The organism is Termitidicoccus mucosus (genome assembly GCF_038725785.1).
GTDB classification, from domain to species: domain Bacteria; phylum Verrucomicrobiota; class Verrucomicrobiia; order Opitutales; family Opitutaceae; genus Termitidicoccus; species Termitidicoccus mucosus.
The window spans coordinates 1,500,694-1,518,383 of the sequence record NZ_CP109796.1 but is presented as its reverse complement, the minus strand read 5'-3'; the positions used below and the strand labels follow the sequence as shown (position 1 = coordinate 1,518,383).

14 protein-coding genes and 2 tRNA genes are annotated in these 17,690 nt (G+C 65.2%); 7 read left to right on the top strand and 9 right to left on the bottom strand.

Going from position 1 to position 17,690, the window contains the following annotated elements:
- Positions 1–882: 882 nt before the first annotated feature.
- Complete coding sequence (locus OH491_RS05070; RefSeq protein WP_068769048.1) at positions 883–1,431, bottom strand: L,D-transpeptidase; 549 nt, start codon at positions 1,429–1,431, stop codon at positions 883–885.
- A 1-nt stretch (position 1,432) separates the two neighbouring features.
- Between OH491_RS05070 and OH491_RS05065 the strand changes: the two genes are divergently transcribed.
- Positions 1,433–2,479 (top strand): aspartate-semialdehyde dehydrogenase, encoded by a 1,047-nt coding sequence (locus OH491_RS05065; protein ID WP_334319078.1) that lies wholly within the window; start codon positions 1,433–1,435, stop codon positions 2,477–2,479.
- A 111-nt stretch (positions 2,480–2,590) separates the two neighbouring features.
- On the opposite strand, the gene OH491_RS05060 is transcribed toward OH491_RS05065, so the two are convergent.
- Together OH491_RS05060 and OH491_RS05055 are read right to left on the bottom strand one after the other, a co-directional pair.
- Positions 2,591–5,491, bottom strand: coding sequence for a U32 family peptidase (locus OH491_RS05060; RefSeq protein WP_084442049.1), 2,901 nt, complete (start codon positions 5,489–5,491; stop codon positions 2,591–2,593).
- 209 nt (positions 5,492–5,700) lie between these two features.
- Positions 5,701–6,975: an MFS transporter gene (locus OH491_RS05055; RefSeq protein ID WP_068769049.1), complete on the bottom strand. Its 1,275-nt coding sequence runs from the start codon at positions 6,973–6,975 to the stop codon at positions 5,701–5,703.
- Between the two features lie 122 nt (positions 6,976–7,097).
- Here OH491_RS05055 and trpD point away from each other — a divergent pair, with 122 nt between their 5' ends.
- Entirely contained in the window at positions 7,098–8,138 is a 1,041-nt protein-coding gene (trpD, locus tag OH491_RS05050) for an anthranilate phosphoribosyltransferase (RefSeq protein ID WP_342750882.1), read from the top strand.
- A gap of 88 nt (positions 8,139–8,226) precedes the next feature.
- Here trpD and OH491_RS05045 read toward each other — a convergent pair whose 3' ends face one another.
- A complete protein-coding gene (locus tag OH491_RS05045) occupies positions 8,227–9,156 on the bottom strand; it encodes an amidase (RefSeq protein ID WP_342751069.1) in 930 nt (309 codons plus the stop codon).
- A gap of 431 nt (positions 9,157–9,587) precedes the next feature.
- Between OH491_RS05045 and OH491_RS05040 the strand changes: the two genes are divergently transcribed.
- Both OH491_RS05040 and OH491_RS05035 read left to right on the top strand, forming a co-directional pair.
- On the top strand, positions 9,588–10,049 hold the full coding sequence (locus OH491_RS05040; protein WP_068769790.1) for a RidA family protein: 462 nt from the start codon (positions 9,588–9,590) through the stop codon (positions 10,047–10,049).
- A 116-nt stretch (positions 10,050–10,165) separates the two neighbouring features.
- On the top strand, positions 10,166–10,807 hold the full coding sequence (locus OH491_RS05035) for a pseudouridine synthase (RefSeq protein ID WP_342750881.1): 642 nt from the start codon (positions 10,166–10,168) through the stop codon (positions 10,805–10,807).
- A 43-nt stretch (positions 10,808–10,850) separates the two neighbouring features.
- On the opposite strand, the gene OH491_RS05030 is transcribed toward OH491_RS05035, so the two are convergent.
- From OH491_RS05030 to OH491_RS05020, 3 genes are all read right to left on the bottom strand, one after another.
- On the bottom strand, positions 10,851–11,258 hold the full coding sequence (locus tag OH491_RS05030) for a hypothetical protein (protein WP_068769053.1): 408 nt from the start codon (positions 11,256–11,258) through the stop codon (positions 10,851–10,853).
- A gap of 123 nt (positions 11,259–11,381) precedes the next feature.
- Positions 11,382–12,365, bottom strand: coding sequence for an acetyl-CoA carboxylase carboxyltransferase subunit alpha (locus OH491_RS05025; RefSeq protein WP_068769054.1), 984 nt, complete (start codon positions 12,363–12,365; stop codon positions 11,382–11,384).
- Between the two features lie 72 nt (positions 12,366–12,437).
- A tRNA-Glu gene (locus tag OH491_RS05020) sits at positions 12,438–12,512 on the bottom strand.
- 176 nt (positions 12,513–12,688) lie between these two features.
- On the opposite strand from OH491_RS05020, the gene OH491_RS05015 reads away from it, so the two are divergent.
- Positions 12,689–12,765, top strand: a tRNA-Arg gene (locus OH491_RS05015).
- A gap of 91 nt (positions 12,766–12,856) precedes the next feature.
- Here OH491_RS05015 and OH491_RS05010 read toward each other — a convergent pair.
- Both OH491_RS05010 and OH491_RS05005 read right to left on the bottom strand, forming a co-directional pair.
- Positions 12,857–13,756 (bottom strand): hypothetical protein, encoded by a 900-nt coding sequence (locus tag OH491_RS05010; RefSeq protein WP_068769055.1) that lies wholly within the window; start codon positions 13,754–13,756, stop codon positions 12,857–12,859.
- 85 nt (positions 13,757–13,841) lie between these two features.
- Positions 13,842–14,225, bottom strand: a complete 384-nt coding sequence (locus OH491_RS05005; protein WP_068769056.1) for an HPF/RaiA family ribosome-associated protein — start codon at positions 14,223–14,225, stop codon at positions 13,842–13,844.
- Between the two features lie 775 nt (positions 14,226–15,000).
- On the opposite strand from OH491_RS05005, the gene OH491_RS05000 reads away from it, so the two are divergent.
- Both OH491_RS05000 and OH491_RS04995 read left to right on the top strand, forming a co-directional pair.
- Positions 15,001–15,885, top strand: a complete 885-nt coding sequence (locus OH491_RS05000) for an RluA family pseudouridine synthase (RefSeq protein ID WP_084441872.1) — start codon at positions 15,001–15,003, stop codon at positions 15,883–15,885.
- Between the two features lie 226 nt (positions 15,886–16,111).
- The gene (locus OH491_RS04995) at positions 16,112–17,638 is read left to right on the top strand and encodes a sialate O-acetylesterase (RefSeq protein ID WP_068769057.1); all 1,527 of its coding nucleotides are present in this window, start codon (positions 16,112–16,114) and stop codon (positions 17,636–17,638) included.
- Positions 17,639–17,690 lie beyond the last annotated feature (52 nt).

Below are 17,690 nucleotides of genomic sequence, written 5' to 3'. Positions count from 1 at the left end.
CCACCGCCGGACACACCTGTCCAAACGCAACCCGCCTTTTGCGCGACCAGCGCGGACGCTCCGCGCAAAGGATGCGACGCCGCGCCCCCTGCAAACCGACTCGCCTGACGGAATCGAAAAACGCCCGCCGCCGCAATGATGCCGCCACCCGGCGCACGCGCACCAAGGCCGCAAACCACCCGCACCGGACTGCCGCCACCCCTTCAAAAGGATGCCCAACGGCGACAGCCGCCTTTCCGCATCGCCGAGAAGCCCCGACCGGCGGGCGGGCAACCGGCGGAAAAATCCGCGCCTTCGACGCGCGACAACACTTATGGAAAACCCAAAAAAACATCGGGACAAAAATAGGGCTCGACCCACCGGGCGGATTCCCGCATTATTGGCGAATGGGAATTTGTATCCATGATTTGAATACAAATAGGAGGCTCGCCTCGCGCCCAAGTCCCTCCGGAAGGTTGACAGGAAGTTGCCAAAAATGCTGTTTTTTGCTTCCCATGCCTGCCCTAACCTGCCACACTCTGCTCGTTCTAAACCATTAACCACCAACTAAGTCCGCTATTACTAGCGACTTGTTCATGACGAACGCGCGGGCGTCCCGCCCATGCGACGGCGCTCGCGCCGCGAGGTTCCGATCAACATGGGCGGGGTCGCCCATGCCACCCAATCCCACGGGCGAGACGCCCGTGCCACACAATCCACGCGGAAAGACGGCACGGAGGCAGTCCCTCCAAAAAGACAGAGGCTGCCAAAGAATAAATCTCGTTCGGAATTGGTGTGAGGCCGGCCTGCCCGGGGCACCACCGAAGAACAGTCCCGAAACCAGCCCTCCCGTCGCATTTTATGTGGAATTGTAACCCATTGGGTTACAATCCGCAGAGGGACTCAATCCACGATCATCACCATGTCCCCCGCGCGGACTTCCTCGTAGAGGCCGATGATGTCGAGGTTGCGCAGGAGGACGCAGCCGGAGCTTTGGGGTCGGCCGATGAGATGCTCGCGATTCGTGCCGTGGATGTAGATGTAGCGGTCGTGCGTGTCCACGTCGCCGCCGCGGTTCACCCCGTCCTCCAAGCCGCCGAGCCAGAGGATGCGGCTGGTGATGAGCGCGCCGCCTTCGCGGTCATCGTCGGGCGGAAGGTCGTATTCGCCAAAATGCCGGCCCGTCGGCACGCGGCCCTTGAACACCATGCCGGGCGGCTGGCCCGCGCCGATGCGTTCGGTGATGGCGTGCAGGCCGCGCGGCGTGCCGAGGGAGTCTTTCAGGTTGGAGGGCGGGCGGCGCGAGGTGGAGATTACGTAACCACGGACGAGTTCGCCTCCACGAAAAAATTGCATCGTCTGGGTGGAGATGCGCGCGAGAAGAATCCGCTCTGTTGGCTTGATGCCGAGGGCGGCGCAGGTTTTAGTGACCAGTTCCAAAGGTTTATTCATCGTGAACACACCATCACTCACAGTCGGTATCGTCGGAGCCACAGGCGCAGTTGGTCAAGAACTCGTCCGCCTGTTGCATGAGCGCAATTTCCCGATGACTTCGCTGCGGCTTTTCGCCTCGGCGCGGTCGGCGGGCAAGACCGTGGAGCGCAATGGGAAGAGCTACACGATCGAGGAGGCGAAGCCGGGGGTGTTCGCCGGCGTGGATCTCGCATTTTTCGCGGCGGGCGGCTCGGTCACGCGCGCGCTGGCAAAGGATGCGGTCGCGGCGGGCTGCCTCGTGATCGACAAGAGTTCCGCGCTGCGCATGGAGCCGAACGTTCCGCTCGTCATCCCGGAAATCAATCCGGAGAAGCTGCGCCGGCACGAGGGCATCATCGCCAACCCGAACTGCTCGACCGCGGTCATGCTCATGGGGCTCTGGCCGCTGCACCAGGCGTTCGGCCTGAAGCGCATCATCGTCTCGACCTACCAGTCGGTTTCCGGCACGGGCGCGGAGGCGGTGCGCGAACTGGAAGCCCAGGTGCAGGCGCACGTGAAGGGGCTGCCGCTGGAAAAGAAGGTTTACCCGTATCAGATCGCGTTCAACTGCATCCCGCACATCGATTCGTTTGACGCCACCGGCTACACCGGCGAGGAGACGAAGATGGCGCAGGAGAGCCGCAAGATCATGGGGCTGCCCAACCTCCGCGTGTCCGCCACGACCGTGCGCGTGCCGGTGGTGCGGGCGCACTCGATTTCGGTGAGCGCGGAGTTCGAGCGTCCCGTGAATCTCGAAAAGGCGCGCGCGGCCATCGCGGCGTTTCCCGGCGCGGAACTCGTCGATGACGTGGCGAACAAGAAGTATCCGACGCCGCTCGATTTCGCCGAAAAGGTGAAGTGCGGCGTGGGCCGCCTGCGCATCGACACCGCGTGGGACAACGGCCTGAGCTTCTGGGTGAGCGGCGACAATCTCTGGAAAGGCGCCGCGCTCAACGCCGTGCAAAACGCCGAGTTGATGGCCCGCGAGGGGTTGCTCGGGAAGGCGGCGCTCGCCGGCCGGGCATAAGCGATCCAATTGATTGTCCCTTTTGGCATGGGCTGCCCCTGATCGTCGGCAGCCCTTTTTTTTGCACTTTTTCAAAACGGCGGACCCGGCAATCCGGGCCGCTGGACGCGGCTATCGTTCCATCTGGCCGCGGGTGACGCCGAGCTGGTTGAGGAGGCGGAGTTCTCGCCAGAGGTCGGGGCCGGTGATTTCGCCGCGCAGGAGTTGCTGGTAGCGGCGGAGGGTGTGCGCGACTTCCGCGGGCGTTTCGTTGACGAACTCGACGCGGAAGAAGCGCGCGCCCAGGGCGAGAAGGCGCGCGGCGGACTCGGCGCCGGTTTGCGCGCGATTGTTGAAAACGGTGTTGCGGCAGCCGGCGTCGGCTTTCAGCGGGAACTCCGCGCCGACGCGGTCGCGCAGCCGGACCTCGTGTTTTTCGCAGGGGCGGCCGCAGTCGCGGTAATCTTTTCCCGCGGATAGAAACGCGCAGAACACGCAGTGCTCCATGTGAAACATAGGCATATGCTGGTGGATCGTCAGGTCGAACCACGCGGGCGGCGCGGCGGAGAGGAGCGCCTCGAGTTGGGCGGTGTTGAGGTCGTAGGAGGCGGTGACGCGCTCGAGGCCGTGGTGCGCGAGGAAATATTCGGCGGCGAGCGGGTTGGCGACGTTGAGGGAGAAATCGCCGCGCTTGCGGTCGGCGGCGAAGAACGCGAGGTGATCGTGGTTGCGCACGAGGTAGCCGTCGGCTTCGCACGAGCGCACCTGGCGGAGAATCCATTCCTCGCCGGGTTTGGTGATGCGCGGCGGGGCGACCCAGATTTCCGCATGCGGGGTGCGAAATGCGGAATGCGGAGTGGTGACGGCGGGCGCGGGGCTGTCTTCATTCCGCATTCGGAAATCCGCATTCCGCACCCGGCTGACGGCGTCGCGGTAGTGTTTCGGATTTTCGAACTCGCAATAAAAGGTCGCGAGGTTCGGAACCGTGAGCGCGGCGTCGAGCTGGCCGAGGTTGCGGAGGACGGGGATGATTTCGGGCGGGGTGGATTGAGGGGTGCAACTCAAAGTTGTGTCAGCGCCGGAATCTTTCTTCTTTCTTCTTTCTCTTTCCTCTTTCTCCCCACCCGTTCCTGACGAAAGAGAAAGATAAAGAGGAAAGAAGAAAGATTCCGGCGCTGACACAACTTTGGGTTGCACCCCGGATTGAGTGCCACGGGCATCTTGCCCGTGAGTTTGGAAAGGAGCGCGCACATTCCTGTCCGCGACGACGCGGGCAGGAATGCCCGCGCTCCCATTTGCGCCGGCGGCTTCGCCGGAGGTCCAGACAGGAAAGTCCGTGCTGTTTTCGCGCAGCGTCCAGCGCTTGGGTTGCGCGCGCAGGGCGTCCAGTCTGGCAATGGCTTCGCGGCGGAGGCGGTTGAGTTCGCTGACGGGAAGCATCACGCCGCCTTCGAGGTGGGTGGCGAGCGTGTCGAGCTTGAAGGGGGTGCCGCCGAGGCGCCCGAACTGGTCGCGGAGGCTCGCTTCGGTGAGCGGCCGGGTTTGCGCGGGCGCGAGCGGCGTCGCGGAATCCACGCGAACGACGTGTTCTTCGGTGTCGCGGGCGATGAGGGTGAGGGGGCCGCCCGCATGGCCGTGGACTTCGAGGGAGACCGGACGAGTGTGGCGGATTTTGTCGCCCTCGTAGGTGGCGCGCAGTTCGCGGTCGAGCGCGGGGTCGTTGGTTTTCCAGAGGAGCTGTCCGGGGCGCACGCGGCGGAAGTCGATGTCGCCGCGCCCGAAGCGCAGGGTGGTCTCGCCGCCGCGCGTCGTATTCATTTCATAGATACGGCCGCCCTCCTCGCGCTGTTCGGGGTTGCCGGCGTCGAAGACCACGCCGTCGCCGGGTTTGACCGGGGCGGCGGGGCGCAGGGTGACGCTTTCGTTCTGGACGCGGAGGATTTCGCCGAGGAAAACGCCGCGCTTGGTGCCGAAGCGGGCGTGGACGAGGTGCCGGTTGTCGATGCCGCGGAACCAGCCGGTGTGCAGGCCGCGGGAGAAGGACATTTCGAGCTCGTAGCGCGAATGCGGAATGCGGAATGCGGATTGCGGAATGGCTCCGGCGGGCGCGGCGCTGTTTTCATTCCGCAATCCGCATTCCGCATTCCGCATTCCCATGATCGCATCGAGCGCGCGGCGGTAAACGCGGGTGATGCTGGCGACGTATTCGGGGGATTTCAGGCGGCCTTCGATTTTCAGGGAGGCCACGCCGGCGCGGACGAGGTCGGGGAGCACGTCGATCCCGGCGAGGTCGCGCGGGCTGAGCAGGTAGCGGCGGTCGCCGAGATCGACTTGCTGCCCGTCGGAGATGAGTTCGTAGGGCAGGCGGCAGGCCTGGGCGCATTCGCCGCGGTTGGCGGAACGGCCGCCGAGCGACTCGCTGGTGAGGCACTGGCCGGAATACGCGACGCAGAGCGCGCCGTGCACGAAGACTTCGAGCGGCAGCGGCGGGGCGCCGGAGGCGCGTTGCGCTTCCTGGATCGCGTTGATGTCGGCGAGGGTGTTCTCGCGGGCCAGGACGACGAGGTGCGCGCCAAGCCCGCGGGCGAACTCCACGCCCGCCGCGCTGGTCACGGTCATTTGCGTCGAGGCATGGATGGGAAAGTCAGGCGAAAGACGGCGGATGAGACGGCAGATGCCCGTGTCCTGCACGATGGCGGCGTCCACGCCGGCGGCGATGATGGCGCGGGCGAAGTCGGCGGCGTCGGCGAGCTCGTTGGTGAAGACGAGGGTGTTGAAGGTCACATAGCCGCGCACGCCGCGCCGGTGGAGGAACGCCATCAGTTCGGGCAGGTCGGCGAGCGTGAAGTTTTTCGCGCGCATGCGGGCGTTGAAACGATCGAGGCCGAAGTAGATGGCGTCGGCGCCGTTCTCGACGGCGGCGCGCACGCAGTCCCAGTCGCCGGCGGGCGCGAGCAACTCCGGGCGAGCCAAGGGGCGCGTGCCCGGGGACGGCGCGGAGGCTGGCGGCGTGGTGGTGGCGATGGACGGCATCGATTGATAAATCCCGAATTCCAAATCCCAAAAAAATCCCGATGACAAAAGCTCAAAAACGCGGCGCGTTATACAATGAATCCGGGCTTATGGAGAGCCGGGCTCCCGCGAGGCCGTTGCGATCAGGGACAACGTTCCCCGCCGACGGCCTCGCGGGAGCCCGGCCCTCCATGCCAAAAGCTTCATATCCGTTATTTGTCCATCCGTCATCACATCGGCCCCGCCGGGTCGTCCGCCATGCGGTCGGTCGGCCTTCCCGGCGCGGCGGCATGCGGGGCGATGTCGCGGACGCGGCGGGCGAAGACATACGTGAGCACCATCCAAAAGGCGGAAAACAGGCCCGCGAGCGCGAAGCCGTGGAGCCGCCCGTCGGGCTGCTCGGTGATGAGCAGGCCCGCGATGATGTTCGCGATCGCCCCCGCGGCCTGCTGCACGGCGAAGTTCACGCTCATGAAGCCGCCGCGATAGCGCTGGTCCACGGCGTTGGCCAGCATGGTCATCGACGGCGGGAAACGCGATCCCATCGACACGCTGAAGGCCGTGGTCGCCATCAGGGCGACCAGCAGCGGCACCGGCGGCAGGTTGGTAAGGACGAGCACGGTCACGATGCCGCAGGCCGTAAACACGCCGATGAGCCTCAGCTTGTCGTGTTTGTCCACGAGCCGGCCGACCACCGGGGTCGTGAAAAACATCACCGCGCCGCTCGCGAGGTAGATGTAGAGCAGGTCGTGCTTGGCTATGCCCACGTTGGACACCATCGCCGGGGCCATGAAGGGAAAGATCGCGCCGCCCGCGAGCACGAGCGACGCCGTCAGCCAGAAGCCGCGCCGGTGCGTGCGGATGGTGACGATGGCGCGCATCTGTTTGAGGGGATTGTGCCCGGAGAACACCGGCTGCAACGACGGCAGCGCGCGCGCCCCGATGAACAGCACCGGCACGCTCACCGCGGTGAGCAGGAAAAACGTCGCGTGCCATTCCAGTTTTTCGGCGAGCAGCAGGCCGAGCGGCACGCCGAGCACCTGGGCGAGGGGAAACGCCGTCGTCACCACGCCCATCGCGCGCCCGCGGCGCTCCGGCGGGATGAAGTCGCCCACCATCGCGACGACGACGGAGCTGGCCACGCCTCCGCACGCGCCCGCCGCCAGGCGCGCGGCCAGCAACGCCCAGTAGGTCGGCGCGAGCGCGCACGCCAGCGTCGAGACGCAGAAGCCCGCGTAGAGCGTGAGCAAGGCGTGCTTGCGGTTGAAGCGGTCGAGCACCGCGCCGCCGAGCAGCCCGGTGACCGCGGCCGCGAGCCCGTAGGCGGCGGTGAGCCGGCCGAATTGCGACGGGCTGATGGAAAACACCTCCATCAACCACGGCCCGAGCGGCATCATGATCATGAAGTCCAGCACGTGCGTGAACTGCACGGCGCCGAGCACGACGAGCGTGAGGCGTTCGTTGACAGGTTTCCCGTTGGGCAGCGTGACCGGCGTGAATGACATGGCGGACTTGCCAGCATGCCCTGCTTGTGCGCGCCGGTGCCAGCCCTTATTTGCGGGGGGCGGCCGCGGGTTGTTGAAAATTTTGTTTTAGCTTTGGACGGAGAACGGTCATTTGATTCGGCATGCCCATCACTCCACAGGAAGCGCTTCAGCGCACAATCGAACACCGGGAGATTTTTCACGACGAGATGCTGCACTTGATGCGCATGATCATGCGCGGCGAAATGTCGCCGGTCATGACGGCGGCGATCATCACCGGCCTGCGCGTGAAGAAGGAAACCATCGGCGAAATCACGGCGGCGGCCCAGGTGATGCGCGAGGCCGCGCGCCGGGTGGAGGTGCCGGACGGCGGGAACTTCGTGGACATCGTCGGCACGGGCGGCGACGGGGCGCACACCTTCAACATTTCCACGGCGTCCATGTTCGTCGTCGCGGCGGCGGGCGCGCAGGTGGCCAAGCACGGCGCGCGCGGCGTGTCGAGCCGCTCGGGCAGCGCCGACGTGCTCGAGGCGCTTGGCGTGCCGCTCGACCTGCCCCCGGAACGGCTGGCCGAGTGCGTGCGCGAGACGGGCATTTGCTTCATGTTCGCGCCGAACCACCACCCGGCGATGAAAAACGTGGCCGCCATCCGTCGCGAGATGGGCGTGCGCACGATCTTCAACATCCTCGGCCCCTTGATGAACCCGGCGGGCGCGCCGAACCAGTTGATGGGTGTCTTCCACCCTGATCTCGTCGGCATCCAGGTGCGCGTGATGCAGCGGCTCGGCGCGAACCACGTGCTGGTCGTTTACGGCAAGGACGGCATGGACGAGGTTTCGCTCGGCGCGTCCACGATGGTGGGCGAACTGAAGGACGGCGCGGTGAGCGAATACGAGATACACCCGGAGGACTACGGCATTCCCATGGCGAGCAACCGGACCATGAAGGTCGGCAACGCGGAGGAATCCCGCGTCATGCTGCTCGGCGTGCTCGAAAACACGCCCGGCCCGGCGCGCGAGACGGTGGTGCTCAACGCCGGCGTCGCGCTCTACGCCGCCAACCGCGTGCCGGGGATCGCCGAGGGCATCGAGCTGGCGCGCGAGACCATCGCGAGCGGCGCGGCCCGCCGCAAGCTGGACGGATTCGTGCAATGCACCCGGCGGCTCGCATCCGCGGTGGGGTAGGGACAGGCGGTTGTCTGGGGAAACGGTGGAAGCGCATCCCGCCGCGTTTCAGGCAAGCGCAAGCGGCGGGATGCCGCTTCCCCTTGTTTCATCCGGGATAGGTTTCCAGCGCCCAGCGGATGGCCGGGCTGTCGGCGCTCGGGACGATGAATTGCAGGCCTGCGGACAAGCCGTTGCCGAGTGCGACCGGAAGCGTGAGGACCGGCAGGCCGGCAAGGCTGGCCGGCGAGTTGAGCGTGAGCAGGCGGTTGCGGTTTTCCAGCGTGCAGTCGGATTTCGCCAGCGCGGGAAACGGCGTCGCGGGCATCACGAGGAAATCGTAGCCGCGGAAATAGCTGCGGAAAAGCTTGCGGATGGCGGCGCGCTTGATGTGCGCGGCGTCGAGCTGGGTCTGCGTCCAGTTGCGCCCGCGGTCAATCAGCGCCCAGACCGTGTCGCTGTAGTGCTTGCGGTGGCGGTCGAGCCAGTCGGCATGCACCCCGTAGGCCTCGGTGCTCTGGAGGATCGAATAGGATTCGAGCGCGCCGAGAAACGCGCTGGTGATCTGGTCGCGCGTGGTGCGGTCGGCGGGCGGGGCGAGCCGGCGCGCCGCGGCGCGCACGGCCTTGGCCGTGGTGGCGTTCAGGGCGAGGCCGAGCGAGGCGAGATCGAGGAAGCAGCCGCGCGGCTTGCGCGGGGCGGTGAGGGTCTCGCCGAGCAGGGCGCGATTGACGGCGTGCATGTCGGCCGCGGTGCGCGCGAGCCAGCCGGGCGTGTCGAAACCGGGCGCAAGCGGAAACGCCTCGCTCATCCACGGATGCCCCGCGCCGAGCCGCAGGCCGTAGAGCCCGCAAAACGAGGCGGGCACGCGGATGGAGCCGCCGGTGTCGGTGCCGATGCCAAATGGCACGAGCCCGGATGCCACCGCGACGGCCGTGCCGCTGCTGGAGCCGCCGCTCACGCGCCGGGGAAATTTCGGGTGCGCGCAGTCGCCGTGAAACGGATTCTCCCCGGTGAGCCCGTAGGCGAATTCGTGCAGGTGCGCCTTTGCGGCAAAGACCGCGCCGGCCTCGTCGAGCGAGCGGAAGTGGGCGCGGGCGGATTTCCGAGGGATGATTGCGCGCGTGAAACAGGTCTTTCAGCACATAGGGGGCGCCCGCGAGCGGCGCGTCGCTCGCGGCGGCCCGCGCGAAGGACTCGGCGAGCGCATGCGGCGTGGCGCACGAGGCGATGGCGGCGGACCGCTGGGCGGGCGCGAGGGCTTGCAGGCGGCGGGACAGCTCACGGGCCGCCTCGCTCGGATCGCGGGCGGCGAGTGCCTGCCATTCGGCGATCGTTTGTGCGGCGGATGACGGCGGCGGCATGCCGTGCAAACGTGTGCGTCGCGCGAGGAATCGCAACTTTTTCGAGCGGGTTGCCTTGAAGAGAAAACTCGTCTTCTTTGGGCAGAGCAGTCCAAAACAAAAACTTATGAGTCCTGAAAAAAAACTCGCCGAATTAAATATTTTACTGCCCGCCGCGCCCGCCGCCGCCGGCAACTACGTGCCGACCGTGCGCACGGGCAGCCTGCTTTATTGCGCCGGCACCATCCCGATGGTGGACGGAAGGATGACGCATACCGGCCAGGTCGGGAAGGAGCAGACGGTGGAGTCGGCCTACGAGTCGGCGAAAGTATGCACGCTCAACGCGCTCGCCAATATCAAGGCCGCGCTGGGCTCGCTCGACCAGGTGAGCCGGGTGGTGTCCGTGACCGGTTTCGTGAACGCGGTGAACGGTTTCGCGGACAGCCCGGCGGTGGTGAACGGCGCGAGCGATTTGCTCGTGGCGGTCTTTGGCGACGCAGGCAAGCACGCGCGGGCGGCCGTGGGTGTGTCGGGGTTGCCGAAAAACTCAACGACCGAGATTCAGTTGATCGTGGAGGTGCGGGATTGAGGAGAATTTTCGATTCTCGATTCTCGATTTTCGATTGGTGGAGCTACCGCTCCGCTTTGCATCCGGCGCGGCAGCGCCCAATCGAAAATCGAGAATCGAAAATCCCAAATTAATCCATGCTGGTCGCCTTCAACAAACCTTACGGCGTGCTTTCGCAATTCACGCCGGAGCCGGGCTCGCGCTGGCGGACGCTGGCCGGGTTTGCCCTGCCGCCGCAGGTTTATCCGATCGGGCGGCTGGACGCGGACAGCGAGGGGCTGCTTTTGCTGACGGACGAAGCGGCGCTGGTGGAGCGATTGCTCGATCCGAAACGGGGGCATCCGCGCGGCTATTTCGCGCAGGTCGAGCGCATCCCGGCGGCCGACGCGCTCGCGCGGCTTGCGGACGGGGTTGTGATCGGCGGCTACAAGACGCTGCCGTGCCGGGTGCGCCGGCTGGCTGCGGCTCCGCCGCTGCCGCCGCGCGATCCGCCGGTGCGTTATCGAAAAAACGTGTCGGATTGCTGGCTCGCGCTGGAATTGACCGAAGGGAAAAACCGGCAGGTGCGGCGCATGACCGCGGCGATCGGGCATCCGCTGGAATTGACCGAAGGGAAAAACCGGCAGGTGCGGCGCATGACCGCGGCGATCGGGCATCCGACGCTGCGCCTGGTGCGCATGAGAATCGGGCGTTTGGAATTGCCGGCGCTTGCCCTCAAGCCGGGAGACTGGCGCAAGCTCGACGAAGCGGAGCGCCAGGCGGCGGGCGCGCGCGGATGATTTGGGCGCCTTTGTTTTTCCCCCGCCGTCGAGGGCGGCGCGCTCAGCGTCCCCGGCGTGATGCAGGAGCGGCCTTTTTCCCGCGTTTCGCCTGCGGCAGGACGCCGATGCGCGGGTCGCGGCGGCGCACGAGTTCCACGAGGCGGGCGGCGACCGGCTCAAAGCGATTGTGGTTTTCCGGAAGATAAAGCCATTTGGGCAGCACGGAATGAGGTGCGAGTTCGGGGAACTCGTTCATGAGCGAGGCGTGATGCTCGCGCCCGGTGCAGACGCAGATGCCGCGCCAGTCGTCGGACTGCGCGGTGAAATAGAGCGTGAGGCGTCCGGCGACATACGCGGCGCGCCCGCCAAACATGGGGCGCAGCAAGAAGGTGGGGTCGTTTTCGAGCGGCTCCCAAAGCCACGCGTAAGGGTGGACTTTTTTTATACGACCGATGGGCAAATCACGCATATATAATATTTTCGATTAACAGTGGCGCGGCAGCGCCGGTAGGGCGAAGCCTCCGGCTGAGCCGCGGCTCGGCGGGGACGCCTCGCCCTGTCATTTGGGTCAATGTTGAGAGAAAATACTATGTCAGCATTTCACCTCGCCAGCCTCCTCGTAGAGCCCGAGGTGGCGGTAGCGCTCGTAACGGGCTTCGAGGAGCTTTTCGACGGGCAGCGGGCGAAGGACGGAAAGGTGCTTGGCGAGGACTTTTTTCAGCGACTTGGCGGCGGCCTCGGGATTGTTGTGCGCGCCGCCGTCGGGCTCGGGGATCACGTCGTCCACGACGCCGAGTTTTTCGAGATGGTCGGCGTTGATCTTCAGCGCCTCGGCGGCCAGCGGGGCGGCGGAGCGATCCTTCCAGAGGATGGCCGCGCATCCCTCGGGCGAGATCACGGAATAGTAACTGTTTTCAAAGATGAGCACGCGGTCGGTGACGCCGATCCCGAGGGCGCCGCCGGAGCCGCCTTCGCCGACGACAACGGCGATGGTGGGGGTGTGAAGCATGGCCATCTCGCGGAGGTTGACCGCGATGGCCTCGGAAACATGGCGGGCCTCGGACTCGACTCCGGGGAAGGCGCCGGGCGTGTCGATGAAGGTGACGACGGGAAGCTCGAATTTCTCGGCGAGACGCATGAGGCGGAGCGCCTTGCGGTAGCCCTCGGGCTGGGGCATGCCGAAGTTGCGCATGATGTTTTCCTTGGTGTCACGGCCCTTCTGCTGGGCGATGAGCATGACGGGCTGGTCGTCGAGGAGAGCAGTGCCGCCGATGAGGGCGCGGTCGTCGTTGAACTGGCGGTCCCCGTGAAGCTCCTGAAAATCGGTGAAAAGGGCGGCGATGTAGTCGAGCGCGTAGGGCCGGCGCGGATGACGCGCGATCTGGACCTTTTGCCAGGGGCTGAGGTTGGAGTAGATCTCGCGCTGGGTGGCGGTGATCTTTTTTTCGATGGCGCCGATCTCGTCGGCGAGATCGAGGTTGTTTTCAAGGGAACGCTGGCGGAGTTGCTCAAGCTGGACGCTCAGCTCACGGAGCGGCTTTTCGAATTCCAGTGTATAAGTGGGCTTGTTATCCATCGTGGTTGATTGGTCGAGAGGGAAGATTCGGGCCCGCTCTGCACAACATGGCGTCGTTGCAATCCTAGAAATTGGCGCCCTCACGGGGAATCGAACCCCGCTTTGAAGAATGAGAATCTTCCGTCCTAACCGATAGACGATGAGGGCCCTTTTGTTGAAAAGGAACGGCTAGCGTGCGACTCATGCCGGGCTCGTCAAGCCTTGGTTTGTCGTGTCCGTTGGAGGGGATGGTGAAAAATTATGCCCGAGATCCAAAACCGCTTTTTTTTGGGAAAATATCGCTTGCACTCCCCGCGAAATCCCTGCTTTGTCTGCCCTCCCACGCATCCGTAGCTCAATTGGATAGAGCATCTGACTACGGATCAGAAGGTTTGGGGTTCGACTCCCTACGGATGCGCCAGTTTACCAAAAAGCCGCAAGTTTCAACAGCTTGCGGCTTTTTCGTTATGCGGGTGCCGGCAGGGGGCGAACAGGCTAAAAAACTGCGCGGGTCAGTAGGGCGTGAGCACGAAGTGTTTGTTTTCGTTTTCACCGAGTGAAATGACCCGCGCAATTTCGACATCGTCCCGCAGCGGCGCTCCCGGTCTCGCGAGGAACCGGCAGACCAGCATGTAATCGCCCGCCGGGAGATTGGGGAAATCGTAGTTGCCTTGGGAATCCAGCACGCACTGCCGCGTGTAGTGCGCGAGCCGGTGGTCGCGCGGGCCGGGATCCTTGTCCCCGGCGATGGCTTCGTCGCGGGCCTTCATGTAGCCGACGTAGGGGATCAATTCCACGAGGCCGCCCCGTATCTGGCCGATGGCCTGGCCGGAAATCTTGGCCGGGCCGGTTTCGGCATACGGCTGGAACGGCGCGGCCTCGAAGGGAATTTCCAACCGGGCATAGGGGCTCTGCGTTCGCATCAGTTCCGCCGCCTGCGCCGCGATGCCCGCAATGCAGATTTCTATCGCCTGACGCATGGCGGAGTAACTGTCGGTGTCTTCGCCGGACTCGCAGGCGCCGCTGCCGTTCAGGGTGAAGCGGGTCGTCCCGTAGGTGAGGGTGGCGCTGGCGGTGTAGGTGTAGCTGACTTTGAAGCTGAAGCCGTGGCTTTTCTGGACGAGGTGGGTGGAATCAATGGAGACGCTGGCGGGGGCGGTGTTGGCGCCGGTGCCGATAAACGCCCGCGCCCAGATCGGGCCGGTTTCGGCGTTGTCGCGCGCCGAATCGGCGGTGATCAACGGTTCCACGCGGGCGGCATCGGCGGAGGAGAGCGCGGCATAAACCGCCTGATGATTGAAGAGTCGTTGCTTGCCGGCGAAGGCGTTGGGGCGGAAGGTCACCGGGCGCGAGGCGCAGCCGAAGGCGAGGAATGCAATGGCGGCAAAAAGGACGACAAAACGGGGTTTCATCGCGCGCACGATGTCCGTGGCGCAGTGATTTGTGAAGTTATTTCGCCGGGATTGACCAGGCCGAAATCAAGCCCGCCGGGGATGCTCAGGCCGTTTTCGGCAGGGCGATGCCGCCGATCTCGACCGCGCGGGGGTGGTTGCGTTTGAACTTGTGCAATCGCGCGCGGCGGCGGAGCAGGCCGTCGAGTTTGGCGACGAGCAACGCCACCGCCTTGTGGCACTCGTCCGCCGAGACGGCGGCGTTGAGGTCGGGGCCGTTGATTTCGATGCGGCCTTTCGCCGAGAAGCGGCTGGAGACGGACTGGCGGTTGTCGCATTCCAGCTCGACGCGCATGCGCAGGATGTGCATTTCGTGCCGGAATAGGCGGGCGGTTTTTTCGTGGACGTAGGTTTTGAGGGACGGGGTCAGGTCGAGGTGGATGCCGGAGACGATCAGGTCTTGCGAATTCGATGCGGTGATTCTGTTCATGACGCTGCGGTTGTTGTTGGATTGACTACCGATGACGGGAACGGGCAGACCCTGCGTGTCGTGCCCGTGTCGATTTCAGCCCTCGAAGGCCATGCCGCCTCGCCCATCCGGCGAAGCGGCGCCTCCGTTGTCGGGATTGCTGCCTTCAAAGAGCCCACTGCGCAACGAATCGACCGGGACCGGTTTTGCAACCGGCCGCGACGATTGTCGCGCATGTTTAGGCGGGAGCTTATTCCGGGCCAGCCCGCGGATGACGTGCGGGGTTGCGCCACAAACCGGGGAATTGCCGCATGAGTGCGGCCTTTCGCCGAGAAGCGGCTGGAGACGGACTGGAACGGTTGTCGCATTCCAGCTCGACGCGCATGCGCAGGATGTGCATTTCGTGCCGGAATAGGCGGGCGGTTTTTCGTGGACGTAGGTTTTGAGGGACGGGGTCAGGTCGAGGTGGATGCCGGAGACGATCAGGTCTTGCGAATTCTGATGCGGTGATTCTCATGACGCTGCGGTTGTTGTTGGATTGACTACCGATGACGGGAACGGCAGACCCTGCGTGTCGTGCCCGTGTCGATTTCAGCCCTCGAAGGCCATGCCGCCTCGCCCATCCGCGGCGGCCTCCGTTGTCGGATTGCTGCTTCAAAAGCACTGCGCAACGAATCGACCGGGACCGGTTTTGCAACCGGCCGCGACGATTGTCGCGCATGTTTAGGCGGGAGCTTATTCCGGGCCAGCCCGCGGATGACGTGCGGGGTTGCGCCACAAACCGGGGAATTGCCGCATGAGCGCATACGCGGCGGAAAACACAGGCCCGTTTCCGGCGTCGCGGGCGGAGGCGAACGCTTACGAGAAACCCGCCGGCCCCTGGCCGCGCCGGGAGCGTCCGCAGGGCGCGATTCGCAAACTCTCGCCCGACGAGCTGGCCGCGGCGGTGCTGCATGCCGACGAGCATCTGCTGGTCATCAACAAGCCCGGCGACATCCCCTGCCATCCGTCGAAGGATGGCCCGTGGTCGAGCCTCTCGGGCGCGGTGCGCGAGCATTTTGGCGATGCGGCGGCGCATTTGGTTTTCCGGCTCGACCGCGAGACGAGCGGACTGGTGGTTTATGCGCGCGACCCGGCGACGGCGCGGCGGCTGCAGATGGCCGCGCAAAACCGGCGTTATGAAAAGACGTATCTTGCGATTTTGTGCAGGGAAATGCCGGGGCCGGTCACCGTCGATCAGCCGCTCGGCGATGATTACGACAGCCCGGTGACCATCAAAAGCCGCGTGGTGCCCCCGCCGGAAATGCCGGGGACGGCGACGCAGCCCTCGCAACCGGCGGTGACGCACTTCGAACCGCTCGCGCGCGGCGGAGGCTTCACGCTGGCCCGGGTGCGCACGGAGACGGGGCGCAAGCACCAGATTCGCGCGCATGCGCAATGGCTCGGTCACTCGCTCGTCGGCGACAAGATTTACGGCCCGGACGCGCGCCTTTTTCTTGAGTTTATCGAAACCGGCTGGACCCCCGCGCTGGCCGGCCGGCTGTTGCTTCCGCGGCAGGCGCTGCATTGCGAGACGATCGACCTGCGCGCGGCTGGCGTGGCGCGAGTTTTCGCCGCGCCGCTGCCCGCGGACATGGCGGGCTTTTTACGCGGCGCGGGCATGCAGGCGGCGACGGGCTGACGCCGGCCTGAAACCACCCACCCGCCTGACCTCTTCTTTATTCTTTCCTCTTTCTCTTTATTCTTTCTCTCCGTCGGGCGTTTCCTGACGAAAGATAAAGAGAAAGAGGAAAGAATAAAGAAGAGGTCAGGCGCGGGCGATTGCTTCCGGGGGCATCCCGGCAAATGCCGATGCGGGCAAAATAGGTGTTTCATCCGGGCAAATTTCCGGCACGCTTGATCTCCCTATGAGAACACCCCTCTTGTTTGCCTCCGCATTTCTGCTGGGTTGCGCACTGCACGCCGATGTCGTGCCTGCATCCATTTTCCGCGATGGAGCCGTGCTCCAGAGGGAGAAACCGATTCCCGTGTGGGGAACCGCGTCCGCCGGTGAAAAAGTCACTGTGGCCTTCGCCGGGAAGACCGCCGCTGCCACCGCTGCCGCCGACGGCAAATGGCGGGTGGATCTGCCCGCGTTGCCGGCATCGGGCGAACCGCGCGCGCTCACGGTCGCCGGCAACAACACCGTCACGATCAACGATGTGGTCGTCGGCGAAGTCTGGCTCGCGTCCGGCCAGTCCAACATGGCTTGGGTCGTCGGCAACACCTACGACGCGAAATACGAGGCGGTCGCCGCCCGCTTCCCGCTCGTGCGCCAATACAAGACCGCGCTCACCGTTGCGGACGCCCCCGCCACCACGACGGAAGGCTCGTGGGCCGCGGTCACGCCCGAGACCGTCGGCTCCTTCACGGCGGTCGGTTACTTTTTCGCGCTCGATTTGCATCGCGCGCTCGGCGGCGTGCCTGTCGGCATCATCAACAGCTCCTGGGGCGGCACGCGGGTGGAGGCGTGGATGGACCCGGACGCGGCCGCCGGGAAAAACGGCCCTGCGTTCGCGTCGATCCACTCGCGCTGGGCGGAAGACTTGAAGGCGTTTCCCGACAGTCTGGCGAAGCACGAGGCCGCCCTTGAAAAATGGAAGGCCGACAAGGCTGCGGCCGAGGCCGCCGGAAAGCCGTTTAACAAAACCACCCCGCGTCGCCCGCGCGGAGGCCCCGGCCATCAAGACACGCCCTCCGGTCTCTATAACGCCATGATCAACCCGCACGCGCCCTATGCCTTGCGCGGCGCCATCTGGTATCAAGGCGAGAGCAACGCGAGCCGGGCCGCCGAGTATTGCGAGTTGTTTTCCGCGATGATCACCGGCTGGCGCGCCAAATTCGGGCAGGGTGATTTTCCCTTCTACTGGGTGCAACTCGCCAACTACCGCGACAATGGCGTGGACGGAACCCGCTACGCGGAATTGCGCGAGGCGCAGACAAAGACGCTTGCGCTGCCGAAGACCGGCCAGGCCGTCATCATCGACATCGGCAATGTGACTGACATCCATCCGCGCAACAAAAAGGACGTGGGCCGCCGCCTCGCGCTGCTGGCGCTGGCCCGCGACTACGGGAAAACCGGCCTGATCGACAGCGGCCCGGTGTTCGACAAGGCCGAACGGGAAGGCACCGCGATGCGCGTCACCTTCAAACCGTCCGGCAGCCCGCTTATCAGCCCGCTCGCCGCAAACCCGCCGGGCTTCGAACTCGCGGGCGAGGACAAGGTTTTTCATCCGGCCGAGGCGAAGATTGAAAACGGCAGGACGGTGCTCGTGAGTTGCGCCGACGTGCCCGCGCCGGTCGCCGTCCGCTACGCCTGGCGCAATGCGCCGGCCGCTGGGCTCGCGAATCAGGAAGGGCTCCCCGCCGTGCCGTTCCGCAGCGACGATTGGTGAGCCTGCGGAGAAGTCGCTCCGCTCCGCGAACCGCCTTTGCCGGCGGGCTCGC